Source organism: Pantoea sp. FN0302 (genome assembly GCF_050113775.1).
Lineage (GTDB): Bacteria > Pseudomonadota > Gammaproteobacteria > Enterobacterales > Enterobacteriaceae > Mixta > Mixta alhagi.
Genome location: NZ_JBNJSM010000001.1, coordinates 1,504,736 through 1,520,502 on the forward strand (window position 1 = coordinate 1,504,736; position 15,767 = coordinate 1,520,502).

15 protein-coding genes are annotated in these 15,767 nt (G+C 54.4%); 12 read left to right on the forward strand and 3 right to left on the reverse strand.

Going from position 1 to position 15,767, the window contains the following annotated elements; translation table 11 throughout:
• Window positions 1-121 precede the first annotated feature (121 nt).
• Window positions 122-1,375 carry an NADP-dependent isocitrate dehydrogenase gene (gene icd / locus ACQE32_RS07035; protein ID WP_250652415.1) on the reverse strand — a complete coding sequence of 418 codons (1,254 nt, stop codon included), beginning with the start codon at window positions 1,373-1,375 and terminating at the stop codon, window positions 122-124.
• Window positions 1,376-1,476: 101 nt separating this feature from the next.
• On the opposite strand from icd, the gene rluE reads away from it, so the two are divergent.
• From rluE to ACQE32_RS07075, 8 genes are all read left to right on the forward strand, one after another.
• Window positions 1,477-2,133: a 23S rRNA pseudouridine(2457) synthase RluE gene (rluE, locus tag ACQE32_RS07040; RefSeq protein ID WP_426972988.1), complete on the forward strand. Its 657-nt coding sequence runs from the start codon at window positions 1,477-1,479 to the stop codon at window positions 2,131-2,133.
• A gap of 12 nt (window positions 2,134-2,145) precedes the next feature.
• On the forward strand, window positions 2,146-2,583 hold the full coding sequence (locus tag ACQE32_RS07045; RefSeq protein ID WP_250652414.1) for an NUDIX domain-containing protein: 438 nt from the start codon (window positions 2,146-2,148) through the stop codon (window positions 2,581-2,583).
• 98 nt (window positions 2,584-2,681) lie between these two features.
• On the forward strand, window positions 2,682-3,794 hold the full coding sequence (gene mnmA, locus ACQE32_RS07050) for a tRNA 2-thiouridine(34) synthase MnmA (protein ID WP_250652413.1): 1,113 nt from the start codon (window positions 2,682-2,684) through the stop codon (window positions 3,792-3,794).
• Window positions 3,795-3,831: 37 nt separating this feature from the next.
• The gene (hflD, locus tag ACQE32_RS07055; RefSeq protein ID WP_426981477.1) at window positions 3,832-4,470 is read left to right on the forward strand and encodes a high frequency lysogenization protein HflD; all 639 of its coding nucleotides are present in this window, start codon (window positions 3,832-3,834) and stop codon (window positions 4,468-4,470) included.
• A 49-nt stretch (window positions 4,471-4,519) separates the two neighbouring features.
• The gene (gene purB, locus ACQE32_RS07060) at window positions 4,520-5,890 is read left to right on the forward strand and encodes an adenylosuccinate lyase (RefSeq protein ID WP_427021557.1); all 1,371 of its coding nucleotides are present in this window, start codon (window positions 4,520-4,522) and stop codon (window positions 5,888-5,890) included.
• Window positions 5,891-5,994: 104 nt separating this feature from the next.
• Window positions 5,995-6,663, forward strand: a complete 669-nt coding sequence (phoP, locus tag ACQE32_RS07065) for a two-component system response regulator PhoP (protein WP_085072073.1) — start codon at window positions 5,995-5,997, stop codon at window positions 6,661-6,663.
• Window positions 6,664-6,669: 6 nt separating this feature from the next.
• A complete protein-coding gene (phoQ, locus tag ACQE32_RS07070) occupies window positions 6,670-8,130 on the forward strand; it encodes a two-component system sensor histidine kinase PhoQ (protein ID WP_426972991.1) in 1,461 nt (486 codons plus the stop codon).
• Window positions 8,131-8,302: 172 nt separating this feature from the next.
• On the forward strand, window positions 8,303-9,427 hold the full coding sequence (locus tag ACQE32_RS07075; RefSeq protein ID WP_250652410.1) for a cupin domain-containing protein: 1,125 nt from the start codon (window positions 8,303-8,305) through the stop codon (window positions 9,425-9,427).
• 79 nt (window positions 9,428-9,506) lie between these two features.
• Here the strand turns inward: ACQE32_RS07075 and pepT are convergent, their stop codons facing one another.
• Window positions 9,507-10,733: a peptidase T gene (gene pepT, locus ACQE32_RS07080; RefSeq protein ID WP_427021558.1), complete on the reverse strand. Its 1,227-nt coding sequence runs from the start codon at window positions 10,731-10,733 to the stop codon at window positions 9,507-9,509.
• Between the two features lie 270 nt (window positions 10,734-11,003).
• On the opposite strand from pepT, the gene potA reads away from it, so the two are divergent.
• Genes potA through potD form a run of 4 tightly spaced genes read left to right on the forward strand, consistent with a single transcriptional unit; the run spans window position 11,004 to window position 14,791 of the window.
• A complete protein-coding gene (gene potA / locus ACQE32_RS07085) occupies window positions 11,004-12,119 on the forward strand; it encodes a spermidine/putrescine ABC transporter ATP-binding protein PotA (RefSeq protein WP_426972994.1) in 1,116 nt (371 codons plus the stop codon).
• A complete protein-coding gene (potB, locus tag ACQE32_RS07090) occupies window positions 12,103-12,963 on the forward strand; it encodes a spermidine/putrescine ABC transporter permease PotB (RefSeq protein WP_085072077.1) in 861 nt (286 codons plus the stop codon). The genes potA and potB overlap by 17 nt, the downstream gene beginning before the upstream one ends.
• Window positions 12,963-13,733, forward strand: coding sequence for a spermidine/putrescine ABC transporter permease PotC (gene potC / locus ACQE32_RS07095; RefSeq protein ID WP_426972996.1), 771 nt, complete (start codon window positions 12,963-12,965; stop codon window positions 13,731-13,733). The genes potB and potC overlap by 1 nt, the downstream gene beginning before the upstream one ends.
• An 11-nt stretch (window positions 13,734-13,744) precedes the next feature.
• Window positions 13,745-14,791, forward strand: coding sequence for a spermidine/putrescine ABC transporter substrate-binding protein PotD (gene potD / locus ACQE32_RS07100; RefSeq protein WP_426972998.1), 1,047 nt, complete (start codon window positions 13,745-13,747; stop codon window positions 14,789-14,791).
• 136 nt (window positions 14,792-14,927) lie between these two features.
• Here potD and cobB read toward each other — a convergent pair whose 3' ends face one another.
• On the reverse strand, window positions 14,928-15,767 hold the full coding sequence (cobB, locus tag ACQE32_RS07105) for a Sir2 family NAD+-dependent deacetylase (protein ID WP_426972999.1): 840 nt from the start codon (window positions 15,765-15,767) through the stop codon (window positions 14,928-14,930).

Here is a 15,767-nt window from a genome sequence, read left to right on the forward strand (position 1 = left end):
ATTTCATTGAAAATAAATTCATGCTCATTGTTTCAGCAAAGAACATTCAATAAAGCAGCACAAACAAAAAAGCCAACATAAATTTAACAATCCATGTTGGCTATATTTTGTTAATCAGCGATTACATATTGTTGATAATCGCGTCGCCAAACTCTGAGCATTTCAGCAGTTTAGCGCCTTCCATCAGACGTTCGAAGTCATAGGTCACGGTTTTGGCAGCGATCGCGCCTTCCATGCCTTTAACAATCAGGTCTGCGGCTTCGAACCACTGCATGTGGCGTAACATCATCTCAGCGGAAAGGATCACGGAACCCGGGTTTACTTTATCCTGGCCCGCATATTTCGGCGCGGTACCGTGGGTAGCTTCAAACAGCGCGCACTCGTCACCGATGTTTGCGCCCGGAGCGATACCGATACCGCCAACCTGCGCCGCCAGGGCGTCAGAAATGTAGTCACCGTTCAGGTTCATACAGGCGATAACATCATATTCAGCCGGACGCAGCAGGATCTGCTGCAGGAAGGCGTCAGCGATCACGTCTTTGATCACGATCTCTTTGCCGCTGTTCGGGTTCTTGATTTTCACCCACGGGCCGCCATCGATCAGCTCACCGCCGAACTCTTCACGCGCCAGCTGGTAGCCCCAATCTTTAAAGGCACCTTCGGTGAATTTCATGATGTTGCCTTTATGTACCAGCGTCACAGAATCACGATCGTTGGTAATGGCATATTCAATCGCCGCACGCACCAGACGTTTAGTGCCTTCTTCAGAGCAAGGCTTCACGCCGATGCCGCACTGCTCCGGGAAACGGATTTTGGTTACACCCATCTCATCCTGCAGGAACTTGATGACTTTATCCGCTTCCGGCGTGCCCGCTTTCCACTCGATACCGGCATAGATGTCTTCACTGTTTTCACGGAAGATCACCATATCCGTATCCTGCGGACGCTTAACCGGGCTTGGAGTGCCCTGATAGTAACGAACCGGACGCAGACAGATATACAGGTCCAGCTGCTGACGCAGCGCAACGTTCAGAGAGCGAATACCGCCGCCAACCGGCGTGGTTAACGGACCTTTGATGGCAACGCGGTAATCCTTAATCAGGTCAAGGGTTTCCTCCGGCAGCCAGACATCCTGACCATACACCTGAGTTGATTTCTCACCGGTGTAAATTTCCATCCAGGAAATTTTTCGCTCGCCGTTGTAGGCTTTTTTCACAGCGGCATCAACCACTTTGATCATGACGGGAGAAACGTCTACGCCAATGCCATCACCCTCGATATAAGGGATGATCGGATTAGCGGGAACAACCAGTTTTCCCTGATCGTCGAGAGTGATTTTCTGACCTTCCGCCGGAACAACTACTTTGCTTTCCATTAACCTCTCCTTCGAGCGCTTTTTTGTTAATGATTTGTAAGATGCGCGTCAATACTACTTGAATATTGCCGTCGCGCCAATCATCTCAATTTCGCGTTATAATGCGCTCATTCAAGTCAAGTGCAAAGCTTATGCGTAAAACAGTTGTTAATAATCACCGAGTTAAACGATTCAGCCGCCCTGCTCCTGCAAAGCCGCAGCACAAGGGGCCGCGACGTGTGATCGTTTTTAACAAACCTTATGATGTTCTGCCGCAGTTTACCGATGAGGCGGGACGTTCCACCCTAAAAGATTTTGTTCCGGTTAGCGGCGTTTATGCGGCAGGCCGCCTGGACCGCGACAGCGAAGGCCTGATGGTGCTGACCAACGATGGCGCGCTACAGGCAAAGCTGACCCAGCCGGGCAAACGTACCGGAAAAATTTATTACGTTCAGGTTGAAGGCGAGCCGGATGAAAGCGCGCTGCAGGCGCTGCGCAGTGGCATTATTCTGAAAGATGGCCCCACCCTGCCCGCCGAAGTAGAAAGCGTCGATGAACCCGCCTGGCTCTGGCCGCGTCAGCCGCCCATTCGTGAACGTAAATCGATTCCCGTCAGCTGGCTTAAAATAACCCTTTATGAAGGACGTAACCGCCAGGTTCGCCGCATGGCTGCACACGTTGGCTTTCCTGTTTTGCGTCTGATTCGTTATGGTATGGCATCGTTAACGCTGGATGATCTCGCGCCTGGCGAATGGCGTGACATTACCGATCGTTTTTAACCGGAGCAGCCTATGTACAAACCGCACGTTACCGTGGCCTGCATTGTGCAGGCGGAAGACGAACTGCTGGTGGTAGAAGAAACCATTAACGGTAAAGCAACCTGGAATCAGCCAGCCGGTCATCTGGAAGCAGAGGAAAGCCTGCTGCAGGCTGCCAGCCGTGAACTTTATGAGGAAACCGGCATTCAGGCGGAGATGAACAGTTTTCTCGGCGTGCAACAGTGGACCGCGCCGGATAAAACGCCTTTTATCCGTTTTCTGTTTGCCCTCGATCTACCGGAACGTCTGGAAACCCATCCGCAGGACAGTGATATCGACCGTTGCTGGTGGCTGCCGCCGCAGCAGATTTTAACCGCTAACCATCTGCGTTCGCCGCTGGTAGCGGAAAGCGTACGCATCTGGCAGAGCGGCGTTCGTTATCCGCTGTCGATGGTGCAGTTTTATCGATAATGGCTTTCCGCTCAGGCAACGTCCGCGTCGGGGATGCGTCGCTGACGCACGCGTGCTAGAATACGCCGCCTGTTTTTGTTCCTTGTCGTGAGTGTGTCATGTCTGACAACAGCCAGAAAAAAGTGATCGTCGGAATGTCCGGCGGCGTCGATTCTTCCGTTTCCGCCTGGTTACTGCAGCAGCAGGGTTATCAGGTGGAAGGGTTATTTATGAAAAACTGGGAAGAGGACGACGGCGAAGAGTATTGTACCGCTGCGGATGATCTGGCCGACGCCCAGGCCGTTTGCGACAAACTTGGCATGAAGCTGCATAAGGTTAACTTCGCAGCCGAATACTGGGATAACGTCTTCGAGCATTTCCTGGAAGAATACAAGGCGGGCCGTACGCCTAACCCCGATATTCTGTGCAACAAAGAGATCAAATTTAAAGCGTTCCTTGAGTTCGCGGCGGAAGATCTCGGCGCAGACTATATTGCTACCGGTCATTACGTGCGCCGCCAGGACAGCAATGGTCAAAGCCAGCTGCTGCGCGGTCTCGACGGCAACAAAGATCAAAGCTACTTTCTCTATACGCTCAGCCACCAGCAAATTGCACAGAGCCTGTTCCCGGTCGGCGAACTGTCGAAGCCGGAAGTGCGCCGCATTGCTGAACAGCTGGAGCTGGTGACCGCGAAGAAAAAAGATTCAACCGGTATCTGCTTTATCGGCGAGCGTAAATTTCGCGATTTCCTTGGGCGCTATCTGCCTGCTCAGCCAGGCGCTATCGTTACCGTTGATGGCCAGACGGTGGGCGAACATCAGGGTCTGATGTACCATACGCTTGGACAGCGGAAAGGGCTGGGCATTGGCGGCATGAAAGAGAGCAATGACGATCCCTGGTATGTGGTGGACAAAGATGTCGCCAGTAATCGCCTGATCGTCGCTCAGGGCGCCGACCATCCGCGTCTGATGTCGGTTGGATTGATTGCGCAACAGCTGCACTGGGTCGATCGCCAGGCGCTGCGTGAGCCGTTGCAATGCGTAGTGAAAACCCGTTACCGTCAGGAAGATATTCCCTGCGTTATCACCCCGCTGGATGATGATCGCATTGAGGTGCGCTTCGAGCAGCCGGTGGCCGCTGTGACGCCAGGCCAGTCCGCGGTATTTTACCTGGGCGAAATTTGCCTTGGCGGCGGTATTATCGAACAGCGTTTACCGCTGGTGCCGGCATAAATCGCGTGCGGCTTACGATGTGTATACAGGAGTAACCGTGGCTAAAAATTATTATGACATCACGCTGGCGCTGGCAGGGATCTGCCAGTCCGCGCACCTGGCACAGCAGCTGGCCCATCAGGGCCAGTGCGATGCGCAGGTGTTAAAAACCTCTCTGAGCAGCCTGCTCGATCTTAATCCCTCTTCCACTCTGGCGGTTTACGGTAACGATGAAGCCCAGCTGCGTTTTGGTCTTGAAACGCTGCTGGCGGTGCTGAGTAACCCCAGCCGTCAGGGGCTGGGAGCGGAACTGACGCGTTATACCCTAAGTATGATGGTGCTGGAGCGTAAGCTTAGCGCCAATAAATCTGCCCTAGATACGCTGGCCCAGCGCATTGCCCAGCTTGATCGCCAGCTGAGCCATTACGATATCGACTCCGAAACCATTATCGCCGCCATGGCCGGAATTTATGTGGATGTGATTAGTCCGCTCGGGCCACGCATTCAGGTGACAGGGTCACCTGCGGTGCTACAAAATTCTCAGGTACAGAACAAAGTGCGCGCCGCCCTGCTGGCGGGTATTCGTTCCGCTGTGCTCTGGCATCAGGTTGGCGGTGGCCGCCTGCAGTTAATGTTTTACCGAAACCGCCTTATCCGTGAGGCGAAACGTATTTTAGCCGGTATGCCTTCGGCCTGATCGGGCCGAATGCACCAGACCTTTAGTTAACGATCCAGGAGTTGCTCTGATGGAATTATCCTCTCTGACCGCCGTCTCACCTGTCGATGGTCGTTACGGCGACAAAGTCAGCCCACTGCGTGGCATTTTCAGCGAGTTCGGCCTGCTGAAATTCCGCGTTGCGGTTGAAGTTCGCTGGTTACAAAAACTGGCCGCGACTGCAGAGATCAAGGAAGTTCCTGCTTTTGACGCTGACGCAAACGCTTACCTTGATGCGATTGTGGCCAATTTTAATGAAAATGATGCTGCGCGCATCAAAACCATTGAACGCACCACTAACCACGACGTTAAAGCGGTTGAGTATTTCCTGAAAGAGAAAGTGGCCGATGTACCGGCGCTGCATGCCGTTTCCGAATTTATCCACTTTGCCTGTACCTCTGAGGATATCAATAACCTCTCTCATGCGCTGATGCTGGAAACGGCCCGCCGCGAAGTGATTCTGCCTTACTGGACGCAGCTGATTGATGCGGTAAAAGATCTGGCGCATCAGTATCGCGATATTCCGCTGCTATCACGTACTCACGGCCAGCCTGCAACCCCCTCGACGTTGGGCAAAGAGATGGCGAACGTCACTTACCGTATGACGCGTCAGCTGCGTCAGCTGGAGCAGGTAGAGATTCTGGGCAAAATCAACGGCGCGGTCGGAAACTATAATGCTCATCTGGCAGCCTATCCGGAAGTTGACTGGCATCAGCTGAGCGAATCTTTCGTCACCTCGCTGGGCATCAGCTGGAACCCCTACACCACCCAGATCGAGCCGCACGACTATATTGCTGAACTGTTTGACTGTATTGCGCGCTTCAACACCATCCTGATCGATTTCGATCGCGATATCTGGGGTTATATCGCGCTGAATCACTTCAAACAGAAAACCATCGCTGGCGAAATTGGCTCCTCGACAATGCCGCATAAAGTTAACCCGATCGATTTTGAAAACTCAGAAGGCAACCTCGGTCTGGCGAATGCCGTTATGCAGCATCTGGCGACCAAGCTGCCGGTTTCCCGCTGGCAGCGCGATCTGACCGATTCCACCGTGCTGCGTAATCTGGGCGTGGGTGTGGGTTATGCGCTTATCGCCTATCAGGCGACGCTGAAAGGCATCTCCAAGCTGGAAGTTAACCGCGATCGCCTGCTGGCGGAGCTGGACCAGAACTGGGAAGTGCTGGCGGAGCCGATTCAGACCGTTATGCGTCGTTACGGCATTGAAAAGCCGTATGAAAAGCTGAAAGAGCTGACGCGCGGCAAACGCGTGGACGCGGCTGGCATGCAGACGTTTATTGACAGCCTGGCGCTGCCGGAAGAAGAGAAAACCCGTCTGAAGCAGATGACCCCGGCAAACTACCTGGGTCGCGCTGTGCAGATGGTCGACGATCTGAAGTAAAGCCTTTTCCCGGACGCCTGGCGTCCGGGATTGCTCTGTGTTAACCCTCGGTTTATCCGTGCCCCTCTATACTCAACTCAAGATTATCTGTAAAGGAAAGGCATATGCGCGTTTTGGTTGTAGAGGATAACGGTTTACTGCGCCATCACCTCTCTGTGCAGCTGCGTGAAATGGGCCATCAGGTCGATGCGGCTGAAGATGCAAAAGAGGCAGATTATTTTCTGGCTGAACATTCACCCGATATTACGCTGGTTGATTTGGGGCTGCCCGATGAAGATGGGATGACGTTAATCCGTCGCTGGCGCGCTCAGGAGGTTAAACAACCGATCCTGGTACTGACCGCGCGCGAAGGCTGGCAGGCGAAAGTAGAAGCGCTGGAGGCCGGGGCGGATGATTATGTCACCAAGCCTTTCCATATTGAGGAAGTTGTGGCGCGCATGCAGGCGCTGATGCGGCGCAACAGCGGGCTGGCCTCGCAAATTATCAACCTCGCCCCTTTTCATATCGATCTCTCACGCCGTGAACTGACGGTAAACGATCAGTCAATCAAACTAACCGCCTTTGAATACACCATTATCGAAACGCTGATCCGTAACGTAGGCAAGGTGGTCAGTAAAGATTCGCTGATGTTGCAGCTCTACCCCGATGCAGAGCTGCGCGAAAGCCACACGATTGATGTGCTAATGGGTCGGCTGCGTAAAAAAATACAGGCGGCTTATCCGCAGGAAGTGATCACTACGGTTCGCGGTCAGGGCTACCGCTTCGATATTTAACCATCAATGAAAATCCTACAGGGCAAACGCCCTTTTTCGCTCCGCGCCCGCTTTCTGCTGGCGACGGCTGCCGTGGTGCTGATCCTCTCTCTTTCCTATGGCATGGTTGCGGTTGTTGGCTATATCGTCAGCTTTGACAAAACCACCTATCGCGTTATGCGCGGTGAAAGCAATCTGTTTTACACCCTCGCGCAATGGAAGAATAACCAGCTAACCATAGCCCAGCCGAAGCAGATGACGCTAAACTCGCCTACGCTGGTTTTTATTTACGACGAGCGCGGCAGACTGCTGTGGCAGCAGCGTGACGTGCCGGAAATTCGCCGTAAAATCCGTCCTGACTGGCTGAAAAAGCCCGACTTTTACGAAATCGATACCAGCAATCAGACCAGTGACAAAGCGCTGGGCGATGATCAGGCGGCCAAAATCAAGCTGCACGCCTATGATGATAACGGCGACGGCACCTTTACCCACTCGGTGGCGATAAATCGTTATGACGCCACCACCAGCCTGCCCGCGCTGACAGTCGTGGTGGTCGACTCGATTCCGCAGGAATTGCAACACTCCGACGTGGTCTGGTCATGGTTCAGCTATGTGCTGTTGGTTAACCTGCTGCTGGTGATCCCGCTGCTGTGGCTGGCAGCGCACTGGAGCCTGCGTCCTATCGGCACGCTGGCCAGCCAAATTCGCGAGCTGGAGAGCAGCCAGCGTGACGCGCTGGATCCCAATCCGCCGCAGGAGTTACGCAGCCTGGTGCGCAACCTGAATCTGCTGCTGGACAATGAACGCCAGCGCTATACGCGCTACCGCACCACGCTCTCCGATTTGACCCATAGCCTGAAGACGCCGCTGGCAGTGCTGCAAAGCACGCTACGCTCACTGCGCAGCGGTAAAAACTTCTCTGTTGAGCAGGCTGAGCCAATTATGCTGGAGCAGATCAGCCGCATCTCGCAGCAGATTGGTTACTATCTGCATCGCGCCAGCATGCAGGCAGATCACAACCCCTTAAAACGCGAACTGCATTCGGTTTCTGCGCAACTCGACAGCCTCTGTTCAGCGCTGAATAAAGTCTATCAGCGTAAAGGCGTCTCGCTGACGCTGGATATTTCCCCGGAAATCACCTTTGTCGGCGATCAGAATGATTTTATGGAAGTGATGGGCAACGTGCTGGATAACGCCTGTAAATATTGCCTGGAGTTTGTGGAAATCAGCGCGCGCCAGACCGACTCCACCCTTCAGCTGATTGTGGAAGATGATGGCCCGGGCATTCCGGAAAGCAAACGTGAGATGATCTTTCTGCGCGGCCAGCGTGCGGACACGCTGCGTCCGGGACAGGGATTAGGGCTGGCGGTAGCGCGCGATATTCTGGAGCAGTACGCAGGCGATATTGAAGCCGGAGCCAGTGCGCTGGGCGGCGCGCGCATGAAAGTGATTTTCCGGCGACAGGAAGTCGAACATAACCTTGAGTAGAACCGCGTCGCCGCTGTTATACTCTGGATAATTCATGTTGCATAAAGGCCGCAGCGCAGCGCTCTCCGGCCAGGTAAGTTAGCGGAGTGAACAAAGCGCGCCAACGCACATGCAACCTCAAGGATAACAAGTATATACTTGCTATCCTTTCTCGCCTGTACTGGAAAACCTTATGGATTATCAGCTCGATCTTAACTGGACCGATTTTTTACAAAATTATTGGCAAAAACGCCCGGTCATCCTGAAACGCGGCTTTAAAAACTTTATCGATCCTATCTCTCCGGATGAGCTGGCGGGACTGGCGATGGAGAACGAAGTAGACAGTCGCCTGGTAAGTCAGCAGGACGGTAAATGGCAGGTGAGCCACGGCCCGTTCGAAAGTTACGATCATCTGGGTGAACATAACTGGTCGTTGCTGGTTCAGGCGGTTAACCACTGGCATGAGCCTGCCGCTGCGCTGATGCGCCCGTTCCGCTTTTTACCGGACTGGCGTATCGACGATCTGATGATCTCCTTTTCGGTGCCCGGCGGCGGCGTTGGCCCGCATCTGGATCAGTATGACGTGTTTATTATTCAGGGCACCGGCCGCCGTCGCTGGCGCGTTGGCGAAAAGGTGCCGCTGAAGCAGCACTGCCCCCATCCTGACCTGCTACAGGTTGAACCGTTTGACGCCATTATCGATGAAGAGATGGAACCGGGCGATATCCTCTATATTCCGCCGGGATTCCCGCATGAAGGCTACTCGCTGGAAAATGCGCTGAACTACTCCGTGGGATTCCGTGCGCCGAGCGGACGCGAGCTGATCAGCGGCTTCGCTGATTTTGTACTGGCTCGCGAGCTGGGCAGCCGCCGCTACAACGATCCGGAGATCGTGCCGCGTGACTGCCCGGCAGAGATCCTGCCGCAGGAGATCGACGGCATCCGTCAGCTCATGATGGAGGTTATCGATCAGCCGGAGCAGTTCCGTCAGTGGTTTGGCGAATTTATTTCACAGTCGCGTCATGAGCTGGATATTGCGCCGCCGGAGCCGCCCTATCAGCCCGATGAAATTTATGATGCCCTGCAGCAGGGCGATAAGCTGTCACGTCTTGGCGGGCTGCGGGTGCTGAAAATCGGCGACGCGGTGTTTATTAACGGCGAGCAGCTGGAATCCGCCTGGCCTGCAGCCTTAAATGCGCTGGCGGCCAAACAGACGCTGGGCCTGCAGGATTTTGCCGACGCGCTGGACGATCCGGCATTTCTGGCGCAGCTGGCCGGACTGGTCAATAACGGTTACTGGTATTTCAACGAAGGGTAACTGACTCTGCGAAAAACAGCGCCGGCATCTGCCGGTGAGCAACGCCTGCGGCGGCTGGAGAGATCCAGCCGCCTTTTTATTATTTTTTCTCAGCTGCCAGTCGGGCGATACCGACAATCACCTCTACCGTTTTTTGCATAATATCTAACGAGGCAAACTCATGCTTGCCATGATAGTTATAGCCGCCGGTAAAAATATTTGGGCAGGGCAAGCCTTTAAAAGAGAGCCAGGCCCCGTCGGTGCCGCCGCGAATCGGCTTCACATCGGGTTCTACCCCGCAGTTGCGCATCGCCTGCAACGCCAGCTCAATGCTGTGTGGATGCGCCTCGACGATCTCCCGCATATTGTAATAGCTGTCTTCTACCGTTACGTCGATATAGCAGTCGGGATTCAGCCCTTTACCGACACGTCGGGCAATATCAATCAGCTTCTGCTTACGCGCTTCAAAGCTGTCACGATCGAAATCGCGCACGATATAGCTTAGCTCTGCACGCTCTACGCTGCCTTTAACGCCATGCAGATGGTAAAACCCTTCATAGCCGCTGGTAAACTGCGGTTTCTCAGTGGCCGGGACCTCGGCATGAAAGCGCATCGCCAGATCCAGCGCATTTACCATTACGCCCTTTGCCGTACCAGGATGGACATTATTGCCAACGATTTTTACCGTCACCGAGGCGGCATTAAAGTTTTCAAACTGGAACTCGCCCAGCCCGCTGCCATCAACGGTATAAGCCCAGTCCGCGCCAAAGGCGGCGACATCAAAATGTTCGGTGCCGCGCCCAACCTCTTCATCTGGCGTAAAGGCGATGCGAATCTCGCCATGCGGAATATCTCCCTGCGCCAGCTGCGCCACCGCAGTCATGATCTCCGCCACGCCCGCCTTATCATCTGCGCCAAGCAGGGTTTTACCGTCGGTTGTGATCAGCGTATGGCCGGTCAGCTGATGCAGTATCGGGAACATCACCGGAGACAGGATCTCTTCACCGATGCCAAGGGCAATATCCCCGCCGCGATAGTTCTCAACAATTTGCGGGTTAACATGCTTGCCGCTGAAATCGGGCGAGGTATCAACGTGAGAAATAAAGCCGATCACCGGCGTGGGATAATCCACATTTGCCGGTAAGGTCGCCATCACGCAGCAGTGCTCGCTGAGGGTTACATCTTTCAGCCCCAGCTCGGTTAGCTCTTTCTGCAGTTCCCTGGCCAGCTGCCACTGCCCTTCCGTGCTGGGAACCTGGCGCGCATGCGGACGCGACTGCGTATCAAACGAAACATAGTGTAAAAACCGGTCGAGTAGCGTTGTCATCTTTCTTCTCTCTCAATGGCAGTGAGCTATTATGGAAAGCCTGCGTTGCCAACATATTGCGTCAGGTCATAGTGTTAAAGCGTAGTGTGCAAAAAGGTAAATCGCTTTTTTATCCAGGTAAATAGCGGTTATTGGCCTGCAAGCATGGAATTAGCGCGTTTTTAGGGTATCATCGCGCCCCTGACTTTGTTGGCTGGTTGACCGTAGCGACCGGCTCTACACACATACAGGCAGCCCTGACTGCCGATAACTTCGGGCTGAGTGACTAAAATGACGCAAACACGCGCGCAAACGGCGCTGGTTACGCTTTCTGGCATCAGTAAAGCTTTTGACGGCAAAGAAATTATTGCCGACTTTAACCTGACCATACACCACGGCGAGTTTATTACCTTGCTGGGCCCTTCAGGCTGCGGTAAAACCACTATTCTGCGCCTGATCGCGGGCCTGGAAGAGACCGACAGCGGGGAGATCGTTCTCGACGGTGAAACCATTACCGCCACGCCCGCCGAACACCGCCACGTTAATACCGTTTTCCAGAGCTATGCTCTGTTTCCGCATATGTCGGTGTTTGAGAATGTCGCTTTTGGCCTGCGCATGCAAAAAACGCCAGCGGCAGAAATTACTGCGCGCGTTAACGAGGCGCTGGCGATGGTGCAGCTGGACAGTTTTGCCGATCGCCGTCCGCACCAGCTCAGCGGCGGCCAGCAGCAGCGCGTTGCCATTGCGCGCGCGGTAGTGAATCGTCCTAAAGTCCTGCTGCTGGATGAATCGCTGTCGGCGCTGGATTACAAGCTGCGCAAACAGATGCAGAATGAACTGAAAGCGTTGCAGCGTAAGCTGGGCATTACCTTTGTGTTCGTTACCCACGATCAGGAAGAGGCGCTCAGCATGTCGGATCGCATCGTGGTGCTGCGCGACGGACGTATTGAGCAGGACGGCTCGCCGCGTGAGATTTATGAAGAACCCGCTAACCTGTTTGTGGCGCGTTTTATCGGCGAGATCAACGTGTTCGACGCGGTGGTTATTGCGCCGCTGGATAATCAGCGCGTCCGCGCCCGCGTTGAAGGGCGCGAATGCGATATTCTGGTGCCCTTTCCGGTGGTTGCCGGTCAGCATCTTCATGTCCTGCTGCGTCCGGAAGATCTGCGCGTTGAAGAAATTAGTGATAACGAAGGTGCAGAAGGCCTGGTGGGCTTTGTGCGCGAACGCAATTACAAAGGCATGACGCTGGAATCCACCGTTGAGCTGGAAAACGGCAAGCTGGTGACCGTCAGCGAATTCTTTAACGAGGACGATCCCGATTTTGACCATTCACTGAATCAAAAGATGGCGATTACCTGGGTTGAAAGCTGGGAGGTGGTGCTGCCTGATGAAAATGATGCGTAACCGCTTTCAGAAAACCATTATCACGCTGATCGTCGGCTGGCTGGTGCTGTTTGTGTTTTTGCCCAACCTGATGATTATCGCCACCAGTTTTCTGACGCGTGATGACGCCAGTTTTGTCCGCCTGGCGCTGACCTTCGATAACTATACCCGGCTGCTCGATCCGCTTTACGCCTCGGTACTGCTGCATTCGCTCAATATGGCGTTGATCGCCACGCTTTGCTGTTTGCTGCTCGGCTATCCTTTCGCCTGGTGCCTGACAAAGCTGCCGGCGCGTATCCGCCCGGTGATGTTGTTTCTGCTGATTGTGCCATTCTGGACCAACTCGCTGATCCGCATTTATGGCCTGAAAATTTTTCTCAGCACGCGTGGCTGGCTCAATGAGTTTCTGCTATGGCTGGGGCTAATTGATAAGCCTTTTCGCATTATGTATACCTCCGAAGCGGTGGTGCTGGGGCTGGTCTATATCCTGCTGCCGTTTATGGTGATGCCTCTCTACTCCAGCCTGGAAAAGCTGGATAAGCCCTGTCTGGAGGCGGCGCGCGATCTCGGTGCCAGCAAGCTGCAAACATTTTGGCGCATTATTTTACCGCTGACGATGCCGGGCATTGTTGCGGGTTGTCTGCTGGTGTTGCTGCCGGCGATGGGGCTGTTTTTTGTCGCTGACCTGATGGGCGGCGCGAAAAACCTGCTGATCGGCAACGTGATTAAGAGTCAGTTCCTGAATATTCGCGACTGGCCGTTTGGCGCGGCCACCAGCATTGTTTTGACGCTGGTGATGGGCCTGATGCTGCTGTTCTACTGGCGTGCAGCGCGCATGCTGAACAAGAAAGTGGAGCTGGAATAATGGTTAAAACATTACGCAGCGGCTTTATGTTTCTTATTTATGCCTGGCTGTATATTCCGATCGTTATCCTGATCGTTAACTCTTTCAACGCCTCGCGTTTCGGCATTAACTGGCAGGGCTTCAGCACCCAGTGGTATGCATTGTTAATGAACAACGATAGCCTGATCCAGGCGGCGCAGCATTCGCTGATCATGGGCGTGCTCTCAGCCAGTTTCGCCACGCTGATCGGCGCGCTGACGGCGGTGGCGCTCTACCGCTACCGCTTTCGCGGCAAGCCGTTTGTCAGCGGTATGCTGTTTGTGGTGATGATGTCGCCCGATATTGTTATGGCGATCTCCCTGCTGGTTCTGTTTATGCTGCTGGGGATTTCGCTGGGCTTCTGGTCGCTGCTGGTTTCGCATATTACCTTTTGCCTGCCGTTTGTGGTGATTACCGTCTACTCACGCCTGAAAGGCTTCGATGTCAGGATGCTGGAGGCGGCACGCGATTTGGGGGCCAGCGAAGCAACCATCCTGCGTAAAATTATTCTGCCGCTGGCGATGCCTGCCGTTGCCGCAGGCTGGCTGCTGAGCTTTACCCTGTCGATGGATGACGTGGTGGTCTCCTCGTTTGTGACCGGGCCAGGCTTTGAGATCCTGCCGCTGAAAATTTACTCAATGGTAAAAGTCGGCGTTTCGCCGGAGGTGAACGCACTGGCGACCATCCTGATGGTGCTGTCGCTGCTGCTGGTCGCCGCGAGTCAGCTGTTGCTGCGTGATAAAACAAAATAAGAGGAAAAGTCATGAAGAAATGGGGTTACTGGCTGGCGGCTGGGGCGCTGGCGCTGGGCTTACAGAGCGCGCAGGCCGCTGATGACGGCAAAACGCTTTATTTCTATAACTGGACTGAATATGTCCCGCCGGGGCTGCTGGAGCAGTTCACCAAAGAGACCGGCATTAAGGTGATCTATTCCACCTACGAATCCAATGAAAGCATGTACGCCAAGCTGAAAACTTATAAAGATGGCGCGTATGACCTGGTGGTGCCTTCCACCTATTTTGTGGCGAAAATGCGCAACGAAGGCATGATCCAGAAAATCGACAAAAGCAAGCTGAGCAATTTCAGCAATCTCGATCCGAGCCTGCTGAACAAGCCGTTCGATCCCAACAATGATTATTCGATCCCGTACATTTGGGGCGCAACGGCCATCGGCATTAATACCGATGCGATGGATGCAAAAAGCGTTACCGGCTGGGCCGATCTGTGGAAGCCGGAATATAAGCAGAGCCTGCTGTTAACCGACGATGCGCGTGAAGTTTTCCAGGTGGCGCTGCGTAAGCTGGGTTATTCCGGTAATACCCGCGATGCTAAAGAGATCAATGCCGCATATGAAGAGCTGAAAAAGCTGATGCCAAATGTGCTGGCATTTAATTCCGATAATCCCGGCAATCCCTTTATGGAAGGCGAAGTAAATCTGGGCATGATCTGGAACGGTTCGGCTTATGTCGCACGTCAGGCAGGCACCCCGCTGGAAGTGGTCTGGCCGAAAGAAGGCGGCATTTTCTGGATGGATAGCCTGGCGATACCGGCAAATGCGAAAAACAAAGAAGGCGCACTGAAGCTGATTAACTTCCTGCTGCGTCCGGATGTTGCCGCGCAGGTGGCGGAAACCATCGGTTATCCGACACCGAACCTGGCGGCGAAAAAGCTGCTACCGGCCAGCGTGGCTAACGATCCGTCACTCTATCCGTCTGCAGAGGTGATCAAAAATGGCGAGTGGCAGGATGACGTTGGCGACGCCAGCGTCCAGTATGAGATGCTGTTCCAAAAGCTGAAGGCGGGACGTTAACAACAGCTGGCGGAACACCCAGCTGGCATGCAAAAGTAAAAGGGCATGCGGGAGAAGCCCCCGCATGCCCTGAATAGTTATCAGGCCGCATCACCCTGCCGCTGAAATCAGCTACTGACAACGGCCTGAGGCAGGGTCATACCAGCCGATAAAGCCCTTTCTGAAACTTCTCTACCCAGGCAGGCACCACTTCGCTCGCCAGCCCGTAGTGCTTTTCAGCAAACTGATTACCCACCTGGCTCGGCTCCAGATTTAGCTCAACGGTATGGACGCCCTGCTGTTTCGCTTCATGTACGAAACCTGCGGCCGGATAGACATGACCGGAGGTGCCGATCGCCAGAAAATAGTCCGCCTCAGAGAGCGCCTGATAGATGTCATCCATTCCCAGCGGCATTTCACCAAACCAGACTACGTGCGGGCGCAGACGGGCAGGAAACTGACAGCAGTGGCAACGATCATCGGCGCTTAAATCACCGGTCCACTCCAGCACCTGCCCGCTCATTTCACAGCGCACCTTAAGCAGCTCGCCGTGCATATGCAGCACGCGCTGGCTACCGGCGCGCTCGTGCAGGTTATCAATATTCTGCGTAACCAGCAGGAAGTTGTCACCCAGCACCGATTCCAGCTCCGCCAGCGCCAGATGCGCGGCATTAGGCTGGATTTCCGGCTGCTGCAGCTGGCGGCGGCGCGCATTGTAAAATGCCTGCACCAGCGCCGGATCGCGCCTGAAGCCCTCCGGCGTAGCGACATCTTCAATACGATGCTCTTCCCAGAGGCCATCATCGGCGCGAAAAGTACGAATGCCCGATTCGGCGGAAATGCCTGCACCGGTCAACACCACCACCCGAGGCTGCGGATGTGCCGCCAGCTCAGCGTTACGATCCCGTTCAAAAATACGCTGCCGGAAACGCTGATGCATCTTGCGCCTGGTTTTACGAAAGCGCGCAATACGTAAACGCCGACGGGGTGTGCGCAT